General features: G+C 69.5%; 10 protein-coding genes, 2 pseudogenes and 2 CRISPR repeat arrays. Of the genes and pseudogenes, 3 read left to right on the top strand and 9 right to left on the bottom strand.

Annotated features, from left to right (window positions below; all coding sequences use genetic code 11):
• Positions 1–332, top strand: a pseudogene (locus tag GQS09_RS19330) (transposase); the annotation flags it as partial.
• A gap of 353 nt (positions 333–685) precedes the next feature.
• Positions 686–3033: a CRISPR direct-repeat array (repeat unit 29 nt; unit sequence GTGCTCTCCGCGCGAGCGGAGGTGACCCG).
• A gap of 101 nt (positions 3034–3134) precedes the next feature.
• Here the strand turns inward: GQS09_RS19330 and cas2e are convergent.
• From cas2e to GQS09_RS19285, 9 genes are all read right to left on the bottom strand, one after another.
• Positions 3135–3506, bottom strand: coding sequence for a type I-E CRISPR-associated endoribonuclease Cas2e (gene cas2e / locus GQS09_RS19325; protein WP_165987960.1), 372 nt, complete (start codon positions 3504–3506; stop codon positions 3135–3137).
• Between the two features lie 18 nt (positions 3507–3524).
• Positions 3525–4442 (bottom strand): type I-E CRISPR-associated endonuclease Cas1e, encoded by a 918-nt coding sequence (gene cas1e, locus GQS09_RS19320; RefSeq protein ID WP_165987963.1) that lies wholly within the window; start codon positions 4440–4442, stop codon positions 3525–3527.
• Positions 4443–4504: 62 nt separating this feature from the next.
• The gene (cas6e, locus tag GQS09_RS19315; protein ID WP_165987958.1) at positions 4505–5176 is read right to left on the bottom strand and encodes a type I-E CRISPR-associated protein Cas6/Cse3/CasE; all 672 of its coding nucleotides are present in this window, start codon (positions 5174–5176) and stop codon (positions 4505–4507) included.
• Positions 5173–6006, bottom strand: a complete 834-nt coding sequence (gene cas5e / locus GQS09_RS19310) for a type I-E CRISPR-associated protein Cas5/CasD (RefSeq protein WP_165987956.1) — start codon at positions 6004–6006, stop codon at positions 5173–5175. The genes cas6e and cas5e overlap by 4 nt, the downstream gene beginning before the upstream one ends.
• Positions 6003–7172: a type I-E CRISPR-associated protein Cas7/Cse4/CasC gene (cas7e, locus tag GQS09_RS19305; RefSeq protein WP_165987954.1), complete on the bottom strand. Its 1170-nt coding sequence runs from the start codon at positions 7170–7172 to the stop codon at positions 6003–6005. The genes cas5e and cas7e overlap by 4 nt, the downstream gene beginning before the upstream one ends.
• 40 nt (positions 7173–7212) lie before the next feature.
• Complete coding sequence (locus GQS09_RS19300; RefSeq protein ID WP_165987952.1) at positions 7213–7977, bottom strand: type I-E CRISPR-associated protein Cse2/CasB; 765 nt, start codon at positions 7975–7977, stop codon at positions 7213–7215.
• Positions 7978–8022: 45 nt separating this feature from the next.
• Complete coding sequence (gene casA / locus GQS09_RS19295) at positions 8023–9576, bottom strand: type I-E CRISPR-associated protein Cse1/CasA (RefSeq protein WP_165987950.1); 1554 nt, start codon at positions 9574–9576, stop codon at positions 8023–8025.
• A gap of 267 nt (positions 9577–9843) precedes the next feature.
• Entirely contained in the window at positions 9844–12702 is a 2859-nt protein-coding gene (gene cas3, locus GQS09_RS19290) for a CRISPR-associated helicase Cas3' (protein WP_165987948.1), read from the bottom strand.
• A gap of 172 nt (positions 12703–12874) precedes the next feature.
• Positions 12875–14245: a CRISPR direct-repeat array (repeat unit 29 nt; unit sequence CCGGTCTCCGCGCGAGCGGAGGTGAGCCG).
• Positions 14246–14288: 43 nt separating this feature from the next.
• Positions 14289–15953: an ISL3 family transposase gene (locus tag GQS09_RS19285; RefSeq protein ID WP_165987945.1), complete on the bottom strand. Its 1665-nt coding sequence runs from the start codon at positions 15951–15953 to the stop codon at positions 14289–14291.
• A gap of 129 nt (positions 15954–16082) precedes the next feature.
• Here GQS09_RS19285 and GQS09_RS19280 point away from each other — a divergent pair.
• Both GQS09_RS19280 and GQS09_RS19275 read left to right on the top strand, forming a co-directional pair.
• Positions 16083–17258 (top strand): annotated as a pseudogene (locus tag GQS09_RS19280) (IS701 family transposase); the annotation flags it as partial.
• A 988-nt stretch (positions 17259–18246) separates the two neighbouring features.
• The coding region (locus GQS09_RS19275; RefSeq protein WP_313896222.1) for a helix-turn-helix domain-containing protein at positions 18247–18470 on the top strand (224 nt) is incomplete at its 3' end.

Genomic DNA, 18470 nt, shown 5'->3' with positions numbered 1-18470 from the left:
CCGGCCGATCGCCGAGCTCGAGCTGCGCCACCGCCTGCGGGCCCGGGCCGAGGACCGCATCCGGGCCGCCCGCGCGACCGGCCTGCGCAACCTGCCCCTGCACCACACCGCCCAGAACCGGATCTGGCTGGAGATCGTCCAGCTCGCCCTCGACCTCCTCGCATGAATGCCCATGCTCGCTCTGACCGGAAAGACCCGCAGTTGGGAGCCCCGCTGCCCAGATTGTCACGACCGCCCGCCCTCGGCACCTGAGGCTCGTACGCCACTGGCCCTGGACCGACATGATCACAGACTTCCTGGCACAGCTCGAAACTCTCCCGAACCCCGGCTGACCAGCACATTCCCGTCCCTACGAGCCGCACCACCACCACAACCGGAGCCGTGAACCCGGCGCCCTCCCGAGGCGACAACCGGGACCTCACCGTGACCGCGAACAGTCCGAACAACCGAAACGGCCCGCCAAAGAAACCGACAGACCGTCACGAAAGATCGAGGTTAGGCTTCCCCTGTGACCAAAAGGGCTTTCTGTAGTCAAGTCATCGCCTTGGGTGGCGTGGGCTTTGGTAAAGGAACTGCAAACCCCCTGTAGTCTCGCAGGTCAGGAANTAGTCAAGTCATCGCCTTGGGTGGCGTGGGCTTTGGTAAAGGAACTGCAAACCCCCTGTAGTCTCGCAGGTCAGGAAGTGTGCTCTCCGCGCGAGCGGAGGTGACCCAGGTCAGGGGCGCTTTCGGCCTCACTCGTCAATCGTGCTCTCCGCGCGAGCGGAGGTGACCCGAAGTGACGGTGCATCTGCTGTCGCGAGGGGCCGTGCTCTCCGCGCGAGCGGAGGTGACCCGGCGGCAGTGGAGGCGGATATGTCGCTCGGTGGGTGCTCTCCGCGCGAGCGGAGGTGACCCAGCACCGTGGCGATCCCCTCTGACCAGCCGCCGGTGCTCTCCGCGCGAGCGGAGGTGACCCGCAGCACTTCCGGCGGATGCTGCGGCTGATCGAGTGCTCTCCGCGCGAGCGGAGGTGACCCGCGGTGGCGGCCGGTGGTGCTCCAGGCGCTCGGGTGCTCTCCGCGCGAGCGGAGGTGACCCGGCTCACAGGTACTCCTCGGCATCACGGAACGCGTGCTCTCCGCGCGAGCGGAGGTGACCCAGCCGTGAGCGAGCGCCAGCCCGGTCCACGTCTGTGCTCTCCGCGCGAGCGGAGGTGACCCGCCCCGCGCGTCGGTGTCGTACTTCAGCAGCGAGTGCTCTCCGCGCGAGCGGAGGTGACCCGTCGGGGGACGTGAGCACGGTGCCATCGATGCCGTGCTCTCCGCGCGAGCGGAGGTGACCCGACGCACCGTGCGCTGTTGCCCAGCAGGGTGACGTGCTCTCCGCGCGAGCGGAGGTGACCCGCTGCTCTCGTCGATCCCGTCGATGCCGGCGGCGTGCTCTCCGCGCGAGCGGAGGTGACCCGCGTCCCTGCCGTACGGTCGCGGCCGCGAGCTCGTGCTCTCCGCGCGAGCGGAGGTGACCCGTTCGGATGAATTCCATGGAGGAGTTGTGCGGGGTGCTCTCCGCGCGAGCGGAGGTGACCCGGCGGCGCAGGACGCCGACGCTGAGGCCGAATCGTGCTCTCCGCGCGAGCGGAGGTGACCCGGACGACGCCGAGGCAGACCTGGGCCGGGTCCGGTGCTCTCCGCGCGAGCGGAGGTGACCCGATCATCTGCTCGGCCGGTGCTCGGCCGAAGCGGTGCTCTCCGCGCAAGCGGAGGTGACCCGTGGGAGGACGTCCCCGTGCCCGAGTGGGGCGGGTGCTCTCCGCGCGAGCGGAGGTGACCCGTGGGAGGACGTCCCCGTGCCCGAGTGGGGCGGGTGCTCTCCGCGCGAGCGGAGGTGACCCGCGCTGGCCTGCCCCCACTTCACCCTCATGCGGGTGCTCTCCGCGCGAGCGGAGGTGACCCGGAGTCCGTCACGTCCGCCGGGCTCGGTACGGTGTGCTCTCCGCGCGAGCGGAGGTGACCCGTCGTCCAGGTCGAACACGCGGTCTCCAATGGGGTGCTCTCCGCGCGAGCGGAGGTGACCCGACCTACCGCGCCGCGACGGCAGCGGCCGGGACGTGCTCTCCGCGCGAGCGGAGGTGACCCGGTGACCTCGGACTCGCGCATCTGCTGCCGCAGGTGCTCTCCGCGCGAGCGGAGGTGACCCGTTGTTCCCGTCCTTCGTCGTGAGGTGCCGCACGTGCTCTCCGCGCGAGCGGAGGTGACCCGCACAGCCGGGTACCAGGCCTCCTGCACCTGCAGTGCTCTCCGCGCGAGCGGAGGTGACCCCCGCCGTCTCCGCCCGGCACGACGCCCTGGCCAGTGCTCTCCGCGCGAGCGGAGGTGACCCGACCCGCTGAGCATCGGCATCGACCCGACCGCCGTGCTCTCCGCGCGAGCGGAGGTGACCCGGTATGCGCGGCTCACCGCTGTGCTGAGCTGCGGTGCTCTCCGCGCGAGCGGAGGTGACCCGCTGACGTGGCCGTTGAGCTTGTAGCGGCCGGCGTGCTCTCCGCGCGAGCGGAGGTGACCCGTCGCCGCCGCACAACGACGGCGGCCGCGCGCTGTGCTCTCCGCGCGAGCGGAGGTGACCCGTGCGACTCCAAGTTGGTGGAGTCCCGCCAGCAGTGCTCTCCGCGCGAGCGGAGGTGACCCGACCCGCTGAGCATCGGCATCGACCCGACCGCCGTGCTCTCCGCGCGAGCGGAGGTGACCCGGTATGCGCGGCTCACCGCTGTGCTGAGCTGCGGTGCTCTCCGCGCGAGCGGAGGTGACCCGCTGACGTGGCCGTTGAGCTTGTAGCGGCCGGCGTGCTCTCCGCGCGAGCGGAGGTGACCCGTCGCCGCCGCACAACGACGGCGGCCGCGCGCTGTGCTCTCCGCGCGAGCGGAGGTGACCCGTGCGACTCCAAGTTGGTGGAGTCCCGCCAGTAGTGCTCTCCGCGCGAGCGGAGGTGACCCGGGCTGCATCGCCCTCGACGGACCAGGTGAGGCGTGCTCTCCACGCGAGCGGAGGTGACCCGGGAACCGCTGCCGTCAGTGACAGCCGGCTGCCGTGCTTGGAGGTGCTTCGACGCGGAGGGAGGATTTGCAGTCGTTCTCGGGTCTTGTCCGGGTTCTGGTTTCAACGTGGCCGTGGGGTTCGATTGGGTTCTTCGTCGTCGGTTTTGTGGTGAGCAGCGGCTGGGAGGTGATGGGCTGGGTTTCTACCTCCGCGTTGGAAGGCGATGAGGGTGAGACCGTCGAAGTCGATCGGGTCGCGGCGTTGGGTTCCGGCGGTGCGGAGTTCGAAGCCCTGTTCGTTGTCGGCGGGGTGGGCGAGGACGGCTGTGCCGGTTCCGATGGTCGCTGCGACGGCGTTCCACAGTTCGTCGCGGACGCGGGCGGATACGGTTCCGACGTAGAGCTCGGGGGTGACTTCGAGGAGCCAGCGGGTCAGGGCGCCGCGCAGGTGGTCGGGGACGGCGGTGGCGGCGAGGACTGTCATGGAGGGCATGTCGGGTGCCTTTGGGTGTCAGATGCCGGTGGCGTGGTTGGTGCCGCCGGGGATGGCGCCGGCGACGGGGTCCCACAGGTCGACGAGTTCTTCGTCGGGGTCGGGGGCTTCGTACTCCTGAGCGGGGTCGAGGATGCGCTGGATGTCGGTGACGATGCGGGGCAGGAGTTTGAACAGGCGGAGTCCGTCGCGGAAGGAGCGGCGTGCTTCCGCTTCGGGGTTGGTGGACGAGTGGAGTGAGAAGGCGAGCGGGATGGTGAGCTGTGCCTTGTACAGGTCGGCGATGTCGTAGACGAAGGCCTGCTGGTTGCCGTTGTGGATGAAGCCGAGGGCGGGGGAGCAGCCCAGGGCGTGGATCGCGGAGTGGACGATCCCGTACAGGCAGGTGTTGGCGGCGGAGAGGGCGAGGTTGACGGGGTCCTGCTCGTCCCATGCCTGGGGGTCGTAGTTGCGGCGGAAGCGGCCGATGCGGTGTTGTCTGGCCAGGAGTTGGTAGTGGGCGCGGACTCGTTGGCCTTCGAAGCCGCGTAGTTGCTGGAGGGTGCTTCCTGCCGGGAGGGTGTCGGCGCCGAAGCGCATCTCGTACATGGTCACGGCGGCCTGGAGACGGCGGGCGTCGTCGGCCCAGATGCGGGTTTGCCGTTCGAGCCAGGCGGTGGTGAGGGAGTCGGGGAGGGCGGCTGCATAGCAGCGGACGCCGCCGGATCCGGTGATCAGGACGGTGGTCCCGTGTCGTGCGAGGGTGGTGAGGGCGCGGCTGGTGATCGATGTGCCGGGGCCCAGGAGTACGCAGCTGAGCGCCGCGGTGGGGAGGTAGACGGTTTCGGTGCCGCGGGCTTCGGTGGTGATCTCTGCGCAGACGCCGGTGTCGTCCTGGTGGATGCGGACGATGTCGAGGTAGAGAAAGGACAGGGAGTCGGAGATGCGTGGGAGCATCGCGACGGTGGGGGCGGCCAGGCGTCGTCTGGCCTGGGCAGGGGTGGACACGGGCGCGGCGTTCACACGGGCCTCCTGGCGGGGGCGATGCTCAATAGGCCGCAGCCGTAGGGTTTTCCGCGGCCGATTCCTTCGATGATCCTGGTGCGCAGGAGGTCGGGATCGGTGATGGTGGCGGTGCCTTCGAAGCGGGTGCGGTTGTGACGGATGCGCTGGGCGCGTCTTTCGTTGCCGGGGCGAGGGCTGTCGACGGGGTCGAGAGGTTCGTGTTGGGCGGTGTGGGCGTTGATGCCGGTCTTCTCGGCCTGGCGCATCCACCATTCGGCGGCGGCGGTGCCCTTGAGGGGTACGACGGCGGGGAGGTTGTAGGCGGCGCGGGTGGTGGCGCCGGGTTTGCGGACGGCGCTGGCGACGCATCGGTAGTGGATGTGCCGGCCGGGGGCGAGCGCGTCCAGGAGGGGGTCGAGGGAGGTCGTGGTGAGGGTGCCGTAGTCGGTGGGCAGGCGGCCGGGGTCGGGCTTGTGGTTGCTCTGGATGATGAGGTGTACGCCGGCGGGGGTTTCCTCGGCGCGGTAGAGGACGCCGAAGCGGGCGCGCGGGTCGGGGCCGGCGTCGTCGGGGTACAGGGACATGACGCGTCGGTGGAGGTGCACGGGGCTGTCGGGGCCGGTGGCGTCGCGCCGGGCCTGTTCGCACCGGGGATTCAGGGTGAGGCGGGCGAGCCAGTGGGTCACGGGGCGCTCCTCTCGGCGCGGGTGGCGGTGAGGTAGTGGGTGAGGCGGTTGAGGTAGTGGGTGCCGTGCCCGGCGAACTGCGAGGCGGGTAGGGGGATGGAGCAGCGGTAGAGGGGACGGGCGTGGAAGATGCGCCGGTGGGAGTCGCGCTCGTCGTTGATCTGGCTGGTGGGGTGGCTGGAGTCCTGGGTAGGGGTGGGCAGGCGGTCCAGGGGGCGGTCACCGGCGAACTCGATGGCGGTGCTCTCGCCGTGCGGGCGCCGGGCGTGCACGGGGAGGTGGACCAGGTCGTGGAGGGCGTCGGGGCTGCTGGTGATGAGCAGGGGGCCTTCCGGGGGGCAGGAACGGCGCCCCAGGTAGGGCGGCCAGTGGGGGGAGCGCAGGGCTCGGGCCCAGGTGTCGAGGGCGACCTGGTCCTGTCCGTCGGGGCTGGTGAGAGCGACGGTGAACGCGGCGTCGGCCAGGTACCAGCGGTGGGAAAGCAGGGTGGCGGTGTCGCCGGGGCGTTTCTTTCCCTCGGCGGTGGTCACGGTCTCCCGGGCCGGCAGACCGCCGCCGACGGTGTGCAGGTCGCGCAGCAGGACGCCGGGGCGGTCGGCCCGAACGGTCAGGGACAGCTGTTGGAGGTCCTCGACGGGCTCGCCCCGGCCGCGGCCGAGTGCTGCGGCCAGCAGGCCGAGGACTCCCGAACGGGTGGGGAAGGCGCTGGTGTCCCGTTCGTTGAAGTGGCTGCGTTCTCCCCAGGACTGGAGCGGTCCGTTGAGGGACAGCAGCAGTCCCGGTTCGGCGGGGGGGCCGTCGGTGCGGGGGGAGACGGTGGTGGGGGTCACCGGGCGGCCTCGGCGGTGGGCAGGGCGGTCTCCAGGGTGGTGGTGATCAGCTTGTCGAGGGACGGGCGGTGGTCACCGAGGCCGTCGATGTCGCGGGGGAGGGGGGAGGCCCAGCCGGAGGCCAGGACGCGGCTGGCGCCGAGGAAGGTGTTGACGTTGCCCGCGTACTCGGTGAGCTTGGCGATGGACCGGGTCTCGAAGCCGCCGTGGTCGGCGGCGGAGACCGGCTCCTCGAACGCGGCGGCGTAGGACAGGGGCCGGTCGGCGCGCACGGAGAGGTGGACCAGGGACGGCGCGGTGTGGACGGCGGTGGAGTTCTTCTTGGCCCGGGGGATGGACTCGATGAAAGAGCTGAGGAACGCGGAGACCAGCTCGCGGGAGCCGGCGGTGTCGGGGCCGAGGTTGGCGGCCAGGTCGCGCAGGTCGATGGTGGCGTAGCGGTAGAAGGTGCCGGCGCTGTACTCGGCGTTGCCCATGTGGCCGCTTCCGGTGGAGTCAGCCCAGGTGGCGGTGACGTCGTCGACGGCGGAGAAGTAGTCGAGTTCGATGTCGGTGGCGTGGGTGGTGAGGGCATGGGCGACCTGGACGGCGCCGTCGACACCGGCGTCGTCGACCTCGGCGAGCATCCGGCCGAAGAGGTTGATCACGCCGTTGCGGGAGCGCAGGATCGCGTCGATGTCCTTCTGGGGCAGCACGCTCTTGTCAGACGGCTTCTTGATGTCGGTGGCCTTCTCCAACTGCGGGCGGTGCTTCTCCGCCAGGTCGGCCAGCTCGCTCACGGCGGGCTCGGGGACATAGACCAGGGCGTTGGTCAGGACCTTGTTGGGGAACGGCTTCTTGTCCTCCGTCTTGGCGAGTTCGAACTTGATGCTGCTGCCGGCCGCGGCGTGGGCCCCGGCGCGCTCGGCCAGGTCCTCCGGCCATGCGCGGGACACCAGTTCGCGGGTGACGCGCTCGGCGATGCGCCGGGTGCGCAGGGCGTGCTCGCCGATGCGGTCCTGGAACTCGCCGCGGGTGGCGCGCTTCCAGCACTGGCTGCTGACGCGGGTACGCAGCACGTTGCCCCACTGGACGGTCTTGACGGAGTTGGTGTCGTCGCGGTTCAGGTTGGCGAAGGGGACCGACTGCAGGATGTGGATGTCGAGGAACCGTGCGGTGCTGGTCATGAGGTTGTCCTTTCCGGTGACTGGTGGCTGCGGGGGTGGTTCAGGAGGCTTCGAGTTCGGCGTGGTCCTCGCGCTTGGCCTGCTCCAGGGCACTGTCATTGAGGAGCTGGTAGAAGTCCTGCCGCCAGCGGCGGCAGATGGCGTCGCGGCGCGTGGCCCACTCGGCGAGTTCGTCGAACAGGCGGGGCCAGTGGAGCTTGACGCCTTCGTTCTGCAGGTGCCGGACGGCCCGGGGCAGCGTCTTGTGGACGCCGGTTTCGGTCTGCCGGGCGAGGAGTTTGAGGCGGTCGCGGGCGGTGTTCTCCCGCATGCCTCGGGAGATCACCGCCCGGGCGTAGGCGGCTCCCAGGCTCTCCCCCCTGCCGGGGTTGCGGGCGGGTGCCATCTGCGCCTGCTCACCCTCGGGCCCCGACTGGGCGGGGGAGGAGGACTCGTCGGAGTCCGCGGGCTCGGCGTCACCGGTCTCGCCGGCCGGCTCCGCTGGCCTGCCCTGCTCCGTCTCCCCGTCCTGGCTCCCCTCGGCGTCGTCGGGGTCGGGGTCGGAGAACTCGTACCGCGGGCGGTCGGCGATCATCTTGGCCAGCGTGTAGTAGGCGGCCTGCTCCTGAGGGCCGCACCGGTTCGGCAGCCAGGGCGCGATGCAGCGGTCGAGCCGGTCCGCGGCCTCCGCGCTCTGCCCGCGGGCATCCTTGCGCAGCGCGTTGCGGGTGCCGGGGTCCCGGCACTCCTGCTCGATCCAGGCGGGGAACTGCCACCGCCGGCGGCGTGCCTCGTCCCCGCTCTTGGGGGGATAGATGGTCGTCATGGTCACCTGAGTCCAATTCATCTCGTCGGAACGGGCGGGGCGCGGTCAGGGCGTCTTCGGGGTCTTCTTCCGGCGTCCGCCGAAGATCTCGGTACGCGCGGTGGTGACCGCCTGCGCCCCCCGGTCGGTGCGCCAGGCCGTCGCGGTGACGTGTTCGTAGACCTGGAGGGCCAGTGCGATGAACTCCTTGCGGGCCGCGGAGGCGTCCAGGCCTTCGCCGTCGTCGCCTCGGTCCAGGGCACGGAAGTGCTTCCAGAAGATCTGCTCGGCCCGCGGCCAGTAGCGTGCCTCGGCTTCGGTCTCCCAGGTCTGGGAGGAGTTCTTGGGGTCGTTGACATAGCCGAGCCACGCCTGTCGGACCGCCCGGGACAGCCGGTGCCCGTACATGTCGCCCAAGCCGCGCAGCCTCGCGACGGGTACCGCAGTGTGGGCGGCCTCCCGTTCCACGTGGCCGAGGATGGGCGGGGTCGAGGCGTCCATGAACTGGATGTCCTTGGCCTGGTTCTCCTGCTCGAACCCCAACGCGCGGATCCGCAGATCCTCCGAGACATCGAGGGCGGTATCGAAGATCACCGGCCGCTGCGCCCTGGAGGTACCCACCTCCCCGTGCAGCAGGAGCGCGTCGAGGTCCCGCCACAGTGCCCGCCGGGAGTCGGCTGGCCGTGGATAGCGGTTCCCCGCCTGGCTGATCTGCCAGATCAGGAACGGGTCGTCGCGCGGGATCTTTCCCGTGCGGTAGGCCCAGGTGATGTAGGCGTCGGCGACCAGCCCCGGATCGTCGGCGTCGGGTACGAGAAGCAGGGCGTGCTGCGAACAACCGGTCAGCCGGGCACAGGGGCCCACCGGCGGTTCGGGAGCGTGCGCGGGATCGGGCAGCTCCTCCCGTTCCCACGGACACGGGTCCTCCGCGCGGCGTAGCCCGGCGGGCGGCTTCGGCAACCCGGCCAGAAGCGTTTCGAACAGGTTCACGCCCTCCGGGTGGTAGGACAGCGCGGTACGCAGTGGTCCCGCCGTGGCACTGGCGGACTTCTCGCCGTCGACCTCTCGCGAGGAACAGCGGCCCGAGGGCCCGTAGTAGTGCCAGACGAGCATGTTCAATACCGCCTCGGAGACCGTCGGCAGCTCGGGCGAGTGGGGCGAGCCGTGACGGAACCAGGCGTGGTTGTTGCCCGACGGGCGGGTGACAATCAGCTTGTCGACGCCCGCGGTATTCGCCGGGTCGCACTGCTCCGCCAGCCGGGGATCCTGCATCCAGGGCCTGCCCCCCTCGGGGTCGAAGACGAGGAACCGGTGCTCGAAACGCCCCAGGTACTCCTCGATACCCTCGGCAGGCAGTCTCCCGGCCTCCACGATGTCGTCCCGACGCTCCTCCCAGTCGTCCTCACCGGCCTCGTCCAGCCCGGTGACCCGGGCGGTGAGCGCGTACGAGATTCGCAGCACCGCCGCGTGGGCCGGGGGTTCCGCGATCGCGAACCCGGCGATCTCGTGGCTGCGCCGCAGCAGTTCACGGAAACCCACCCGATCCGGTCCCGTGTGGCCGGGAAGCCAGATGACCGGGAAGATCTCCTCGTGGAGCACGTTGGGTGAGAGGGCTGGCATGGGGCTCCTATCGGTACGCCACAATGGGATGGCTGGGGCCCCGCAGGAGCGGGGGTGAACCGACTCTGGTCAGCGAGTCTCGGGGTCGCGTTGAGTGATTGCCCGCGCAGGCGGGTAGGCCGCCCCGGCGAGCCGGAAACCCGTAGATGGAGCGGCTCGCCGGGGCAGCGAGTCGCATCGTGGCAGAACTGGCTCGCCTGACGCAAACTCAGAAGAAGACTCTTGTAACGGAGTTACGGGGGATAGCATGCTTCTGAAGTCTGCTCGCTATCGTTTCAGGCCGAGGTCGTGTGAGTAGACGAGTGTGCTCTCGCCGCATCGGGCCTCCCACCCTTCCCCCTGGTCGCGGAACCGCAGGAGGGTCAGGTCCCGCAGCAGAGGGCGTCTGCTCCAGGAAGGGGGAGGCTGTTCGACGTCACCGTCGCCGCCCCCGCGCAGCCAACTGCCTGGTACGGGCACGACGTGCCTCATGATCGTTTCGATGGTCTTCCTGCTCGGGGAACGCCAGTCGGCCGGCTGACCCGGGGAGCCCTGGGGCTGCAGCGCCAGTTGTCCCCCGGGCTGCTCGAACAGACAGACCACCCGCCCGGTATCCGCCCCCAGGCGGGTTGTCAGCAACTCCTCGCTGACGCCTGCCTCGGCCCGGCTGATCGGATGAAGGTCGCCCTTGATGTCGAAGGGAGCCGGAATGATCGTGGTCCGTGCGATGTGGGCCTCGGCGGAGTCCCGCGCCCTGCGTTCCCCGTCCATACGCGCCAGCTCACGACTGGTCGCCTCATCCAACCCGGTGGTGAAGTCCTCGGCATAGACGGCGTCGATCAGGCGCTGCACAGCTCCAGGAACCGCGATGCCTTCCCCCCGACGGGTTTCCAGAAGCCGAGCGGTGCGATGCAGCAGTCCATCGTCGTAGACCGCACCCATCGATCGGCGTGGCACCGACAGCTCACGATTGGTGTCGACGGGCATCAACACCACGATCCGAGGCCGGTCCTCGGGAAGCGCCCACGGCGGACGCCCGCCTCCGCCCCGATCATGTCTGCGGCACCGGCCGGCACGCTGCAGGAGCTGCGCCATCGGAGCCAGGTCAGTGACAACCAGGTCGAAATCCAGATCGAGCGACTGCTCGACGATTTGCGTCGCCACAAGAATCGAAGCCGGCCGTACTCCTGCCGGCACACTGCGTTCCGGCTTTCCGTACGCCTCCTCGCACTCCGCGGTGATCTCTTCGCGACGATGAGCGGGGAACCGTGAATGCAGCAGTCTCAAACCGCCCTTCATCGCGGCCAGGTCCGGGAAGGCGGCCGACAGATCGCGGTAGGTTTGCTGGGCCTCCGCGACCGTGGTGCAGCAAACTAGCGCGGTCCCGCCCTCGGAGACCACTGTGGCAAGTACTTCGCGCAGTGCGGCCCGTCTGCCTCCGGCCTGCACCCCGGCTTCCGGTGCGGCATCGACATCCCACAGCACCTCATGAACCGCTACATCGACCGTCCGTGAACGCGAGCTGGCCAATTCGGGGGAGAGAACGACGTCTCCTCCCGCGCTGGCGAACAACCAACCGGGGTAGCGGACAGTGGTATCCTCACTCGCGGGAACACCACGCCCGCGCTGATAAGCACTTACCAATGAACCCGCCACCTCTCCGGTGAGGGTGGCCGACAGGAGCACCACGGGGACCCTCATGGCCCCGAGCCACTCCAACAACCGTGTGAGCAAGGTGTGCATCCACGGCCCGTAGGCGTGAGCCTCGTCCACGATCAGAACTTTCTCGGAAAGACCGGTCAGGCGAAGCATGTTGCGGGTCGTGGGAAGAACTGAGCCGAGGACCTGGTCGATCGTCCCCACCCCCAACTGCGCCAGCAGGCCACGGCCACGGCCCCGCAGCCATTCGCCGGCCTCCACCGCCCAGGCCGTCTCCCCGCTCAGGACGCTTCCCGGCTCCTGCCCGGTGCCCGCAGCCTGCGCGTAGGCCGGGCTCAACCACGCCATCGAGTGCAACAGCGTCAGCGCTCGATCACCCCCCAGTGCCGAGGCGGCGAACCTGCCCACCCGGGGAAACATCGCATCAGCCGTGGCCATCGTCGGAAGGGCGAAGAAAAGCCCTCGCGCCCCGCTTGCCGCTCCCAGAACCCGGGCAGCCCACAGCGCCGCCTCCGTCTTCCCGTCACCGGTGGGAGCGGTCACCAGCACCAGGCCGGCACCTTTCTCGCTGACGAGTCGGGGAAGCCGTTCAGCTATATCGTGCTGTAGCGCGTTCGGAGTGAAGGGGAAAGCTTCGCTGAAATCCTGTCGCACGGAAAAGTTCACTCGCCCCAGGCGTGCTTCGTTCACCACTTCCGGCGCCTTGGCCAGCGCAGCCTCCCAGTGTGCCTGGAGATCCGACCGACTTCCCCTCCAATCTGCCGGCGGGATTCTTGGAATGATCCACCCGGTTTGACTTGCCAGCCAGTCCGCTGTGATGACCAGACCGGTTAACACGACCGCGATATCCGCTGATAGCAGCTTGTCCGGAGCGTGGTTCGCTCCCACTATGGCCCGAACCTCATCAAAATGAATGCGCCGCTGAGTTTCCCATCCCGGACCACCCAAGCCCTCCTGATAGCCTGCGGGATTATTGACATGCTTTGCTAGCAAAGCTGCCCCGAAGCGGCCGTGGTGGCCGCCCAGCAACTGGGCTACCTGATGAGAGATTGACCGCTTGAGTTTAGGATTCGTAGGGTATCCGTTTTCCTGAAAAAGGCCCGTCAGTGCCCAGTGGCTGGCCATCTCATGCCGAAAAGACCGACAGGATTCAGCTCCTGCCTTCGATCTATAGAAGACATCCTGCTTCAGTGGCTCCCAAAGTCTTGAAACCTGCACCTGGAAAGGGGGGGAGATCTTTCCCAGGTCGTGCAGGGCGGCCCAGAAGGCAAGCATGAGACGCGCCTCGCCCGGCACCATCCCAAGCTTGGAACTGATGTGCCGGCGCTGCTCCTCGCCCACGACCTGGTCCCACAAGTACAGAAACACCGCTGCGGTGTCCAAGAGATGGCACACCACAGGGTACGGCCGGGGCAGCCCGGACTCCTTGCCCCACAGTCGTACATCGATGCACTTATCCAGCCCACGAGGAAGCCACGCGTCGGTCATGGCCACAGGGATAGCAGGAGCCGCTGACACTCGGCCCGGGCCCGGGGATCTGCTGTGCTCGTAGACTCCACCTGTGGCACAGGGATCCACCCATGGCTCGGCAGTCAGCCAAGTGTGCTCCCCGAATGGTAAAGGAATTGCAAACCGCTCATAACGTCGCAGGTCACGAAGTCCGGTCTCCGCGCGAGCGGAGGTGAGCCGCGGGCCGTGTGGACGATGGGCAGCCAGCGCGGCCGGTCTCCGCGCGAGCGGAGGTGAGCCGCGGGCCGTGTGGACGATGGGCAGCCAGCGCGGCCGGTCTCCGCGCGAGCGGAGGTGAGCCGACCTGGCCGCCGCCCTCACCCAGGTCACCCCCCCGGTCTCCGCGCGAGCGGAGGTGAGCCGGAGTCAGCCCATGAGCGGGAGCCCGATATCCGCCGGTCTCCGCGCGAGCGGAGGTGAGCCGGCATGGGCGACGCGCACACCAACAACGCCCACCCGGTCTCCGCGCGAGCGGAGGTGAGCCGTCGGTGTTCACGGACACGCTGTCGGAGATATTCCGGTCTCCGCGCGAGCGGAGGTGAGCCGCAGGCTGTGAACACCGCCGCACCCGTCCGGTGCCGGTCTCCGCGCGAGCGGAGGTGAGCCGCAACTCGTGTGCCGCGCTCGTGGCTGCCTCGACCGGTCTCCGCGCGAGCGGAGGTGAGCCGTTCCCCAGGTCCGGCGGGGTGGAGGCGGTCAGCCGGTCTCCGCGCGAGCGGAGGTGAGCCGCCCGGCCGTCCGGTCCGATTCCAACTGGCCGGCCGGTCTCCGCGCGAGCGGAGGTGAGCCGCGCTTCCTGCGGTCCCTTCCCGCCGCGATCAACCGGTCTCCGCGCGAGCGGAGGTGAGCCGTCGATCAGGGTGTCTTTGCCCTCGAATGAGATCCGGTCTCCGCGCGAGCGGAGGTGAGCCGGAACTCGCCCGAGCGCGCCGGGGCCGGGGCCGCCGGTCTCCGCGCGAGCGGAGGTGAGCCGTACGCCCGGATTGTCGGGAGGCTCGGGCGAGCCCGGTCTCCGCGCGAGCGGAGGTGAGCCGAACCCGGCCAGCGCATCGGAGGTCTGCCGGTACCGGTCTCCGCGCGAGCGGAGGTGAGCCCAACAGCAAGAGGCCCGGTTGCCCCCGGGCCTCCCGGTCTCCGCGCGAGCGGAGGTGAGCCGAAGGCGAGGGAGAAGCCGTAGCGCTCGGCCAGCCGGTCTCCGCGCGAGCGGAGGTGAGCCGTCACCGCCGCCGATACCCGCGTAGCCGATGTTCCGGTCTCCGCGCGAGCGGAGGGGAGCCGCATCGAAGAGCTGCTGTCCGACGCTTTCGACGCCGGTCTCCGCGCGAGCGGAGGTGAGCCGCACTACCGGATCATCAGCGGGCGGCTCTACGTCCGGTCTCCGCGCGAGCGGAGGTGAGCCGAGGTTTCCTACCGCGCTGACGCCAAGGCCCGCCCGGTCTCCGCGCGAGCGGAGGTGAGCCGCCGGCGAGCACTGCTGAGGAGATCGTCGGCTACCGGTCTCCGCGCGTGTCGGCGGCGGCTGAAAAGTGGTTCTGTCGCAGGTCCTGTGGCGCGGTGACTGAGCGTTAACTGAGGAGGATGCGCTTCCGGAGCAGGGGGAGCCTGGCGCGGCCGAACATTTGCCGTTTCAGTATCTTGGTCCGGTTCACTGTGCCCTCGACCGGTCCGGAGCTGTAGGGCAGGGTGAGGCCGGCGACCACGGCCTGTTGCTCTTGGCGGAGGCCGGTGACGAAAGAGGTGAGGTCGGGCAGGTCGTCGGCGAGAACCTTGTCCATCCAGTCCTCCAGCCGGTGGCCGTGGCGTTTGGTCATCAGCTCGGCGAAGGCGCGGACGTGGTGGGCGGTTTTGTTCAGTTCGGGGCAGCGGTGCAGGAGGTTCGTCAGGGCCCGGATCTGCTCGTCGGTGAGGCGGTCGGGGTGGCGGGTGATCCAGCTGGTGACCTGCCGGACGGACGGGGGCCGACGGGCCGGCTGGCTGTGCGGGGCGGCGTCTTTGAGCTGTCGTATGTAGTGCTTGACCACGCTTTCGCCGCCTGTGTAGCCGCGGTCGCGGAGTTCTTCGAGAAGGCGGCGGGCGGTGGTGCAGCCTTGGGCCCATCGCTGGTGGAGGTAGGGCTTGTAGGGGTCGAGGATGCTGGAGCGGCCGGTCCATTTGCCGACCAGCAGGTCGTCGGTGCTGGTCACGCGCAGGAAGCGGCGGACGGTGTTGCGGGCCAGCCCGAGCCGGCGGGCAATGTCGCGCNATCGCTGGTGGAGGTAGGGCTTGTAGGGGTCGAGGATGCTGGAGCGGCCGGTCCATTTGCCGACCAGCAGGTCGTCGGTGCTGGTCACGCGCAGGAAGCGGCGGACGGTGTTGCGGGCCAGCCCGAGCCGGCGGGCAATGTCGCGCTGGCTGTGACCTTGGCGGTGGAGGTCATGGATAACCTGGTGGCGTTCGCGGGTGCGGTCGCTGATCCGGCCGGATGTCCGCGGCCCCGCTGGCTTGGGTGTCGTGACCGCCGCGGTCTCCACATCCTTGGCCGTGAGGGCCGGCTGGTCCTCGGGCGGCTCGGGCAGCAGCGCGCGGTGGCGGGTGACGGTCTTCTCGACGGCTTCGACGAGGTTATGGAACAGGTGCCAGCGGTCCGCGCAGTGGATGGCGACGGGTGCTCCGGTGCGCGCGCCGTCGGCGTAGGCGGTGGCGCGGTCGCGGCAGATGACCTCGACACCGGGGTGGTCGGCCAGCCAGGCGGCGAGCGTGGCGGCCTCACGGTCAGGGAGGACCTCGACGGGGCGGTGGGTGTCGATGTCGATCAGGATCGTGCCGTAGGTGTGGCCTTTGCGGAAGGCGAAGTCGTCCACTCCGAGCACTCTGGGAGTGGGTCTGTCGGGGTCGGGCAGGGCGCGGACCAGCCGCAGCAGGGTGTCCCGCCCGGCGGTCATGCCCAGCATCCCGGCCAGTCGGGCTCCCGCCCGCCCCGCCAGTGCCAGGGCAACCCTTGCCAGCGCCTCGCGCTGACGCTCGGTCCGGTGAACGTAAGGCCTGGTCAGCACCGGTAACTGCTCGACGAACGTCTTCCGGGAGCATTCCCGGTCGCCGCAGAGGAAGCGCCGCACGCGCAGGGCCAGCACCACAGGCTGCCCCGAGCTGGGCAGATGCGCGGGATGCCGCTGGTAGGAGCCGTGCACCCGCTCCGACCAGCCGCCACAGCCCGGGCAGCAGGCACCGGACGCCGTACTCCGCGCCGTCACGCAGACCGCCGCCCGGCTCACCTCCACCGACGTGACCGCTAGTACTACAGCCGGTGGTTCACGTGACGTGACGACGGTCGGCTCGTTGCTCCGTTCGTGGGACTGACACTGCCGCCGCAGGCGGTTGGAATGGGCGAGCTGGACGAGGCCGAGATCCGGGTGCTGGACGGGGAGTTGGAGGCGTTGTGCGCCTCGGTCGATGACGTGTTCGCGCGTCCGGCCTCGCGGGAGAACCTGCGGGCGATGGTGCGCGGGCTGCTGAGCGAGGTGCCGCGGAAGAACATGTGGCAGCTCGCCGAGTTCGCCTGCCACCCCAACCCCGACCGGCTGCAGGGCTTCCTGGCCAAAGCCGCGTGGGACGCGGACGAGCTGCGCGACCGGGTGCGGGACTACGCGGTCGCCGCGCTGGCCGGTCAGGACGCGGTGCTGATCTCGGACGAGACCGGGGACCTCAAGAAGGGCACCAAGAGCGCCGGGGTGCAGCGGCAGTACTCCGGCACCGCGGGCCGGATCGAGAACGCCCAGGTCAGTGTGCACCTGTCGTATGGTTCGAGCCGGGGCCGCACCCTGATCGACCGCGAGCTCTACCTCGGCAGGGCATGGGCCGGCACCACCGCCGAACACGAACGCCGCTGCACCGAGCAGGACATCCCACCCGAACGCGTCACCGCGGTGGCCACCAAACCGGAGCTCGCCCGGCGCATGCTCGAGCGCGCCCTGGCCGCCGGGGTGCCGTTCTCCTACTTCCTGGCCGACGAGGCGTACGGCCAGTGCCGCGCACTGCGCGCCTGGCTGGAAGAACGCCAGGTGCGCTACCTGCTCGCGGTGCCCAAGGACGAGGTGGTTCCGCTGCCGGACGGCCGGACCCGCCAGGCCCGCGAACTGTACGCGGTCGTGCCCGAGGAGGCGTTGGAGCGCCGCTCGTGCGCCGACGGCGCCAAGGGGCCGCGCGAGTACGACTGGGCCACCGTCCAACTCGCGCACACCGCCCAGGGGCTGGAGCGCCACCTGCTGATCCGCCGCTCCACCGTGCCCAACAAGAAGGACAAGAAGACCGGTCGGCTCGTCCGCGAGGTCGCCTACTTCCTGTGCCACACCGACCCGGGCACCACCCTGGCCGAGCTGGTGACCGCCGCCGGGCGGCGCTGGATGGTGGAGGAGTCGTTCCAGGTGGCGAAGGGGCAGGTGGGGCTGGACGAGCACGAGGTGCGCAAGTGGTGCTCCTGGTACCGGCACGCCACCGTGTGCATGCTCGCGATGGCCTTCCTGGTCGCCGTCCGGAGCCGGCTAATACCCCGTCAGTCGCCGACGCCCGACACCCGACCGAACGAGATCCGCCGCCTGTACGACCGGATCGTCCTCGCCCCCGCCCGCACCGCCCGGACCTGGCTGGCCATGCACTGGTACCGCTGGCGCACCCGCCACCAAGTCCGGGCCCGGGCCAGCCACTACCGCACCCGCGCGGCCCGAGCTCACTCACCGTGAAACCACCGGCTGTAGTACTAGGTCAGCGATGCCGGGGAACAGCAGCTCCTTCAGCTCGACCGTGATCTACCCCACGGCCAGTGACGATCACCCGAACGAGCAACAACCCAGGCTGGTTTCGGGCAACCTCCAGACCCACACCGACAAGATCAACAGCTATACGACGTGACGATCCACAAGACCTGCGACAGAACCACGATTCAAGCGCCGCCGACATTCCGGTGCCCCCGGCAGGATTCGAACCTGCGCACACGGCTCCGGAGGCCGTTGTGTTATTCCTGCTGGAGCGTGGCCGCTGGCCCGGGAATTGCTTTCTCAGTGCGGGTCTTCGGTTGGAGGGTTGGTNTGTTATTCCTGCTGGAGCGTGGCCGCTGGCCCGGGAATTGCTTTCTCAGTGCGGGTCTTCGGTTGGAGGGTTGGTGCACTCGCGGCGCGTTTTCGCGCAGTGTCGTCTTTTCGTGGGTGCTGGTGTGGGCTTCGCCGGATGGCAGTTCGCCGACGGCAGAGCAAGTCGAGGTGGATTGACTGGATGCAGTCGCCCAGAGCATGTCAACCTTGATCACGTTGGCGGGTGGGGCTGATGGTCCCATTACGGCAGGCTCCAAGTTCTTTATGTACTGGCTTACTTGAGGGAGAACGAATGATCGGGCGGCGCGGGAATACCAGTGCTGATGGCTTCGCGTTCGGCCCTCGGGGAGTCGAGCCGCGTGTCTCCTCCAGCGGCTACCACACGATCGCCGGTTACTGAGGTTGAACTCGTGAAGTCGTAGGGGCTGACGGCTCGTCGCCCGTGCGGTATCACCGGGGTGTGAGGTATCCACAAGAGGGCGGGCTGACCGCCGAACGGCAGCAGTTCCGCGAGGAGTTACGGCTGCAGGCGGCCGAGCGATTCGCCCGGGGCGAGGCGAGCTCGGTGATCGCCAAGGACCTGCGGGTCAGCGTCCGCTCGGTGCAGCGGTGGCGGCAGATGTGGGACGAGGGCGGCCCTCGGGCCCTGCGGTCGCAGGGGCCGGCGTCGCTGCCGCGGCTGAG

The sequence above is a fragment of the Streptomyces sp. YIM 98790 genome, assembly GCF_011421595.1.
Lineage (GTDB): Bacteria > Actinomycetota > Actinomycetes > Streptomycetales > Streptomycetaceae > Streptomyces.
This window is presented reverse-complemented; position numbering and strand designations above follow the sequence as displayed.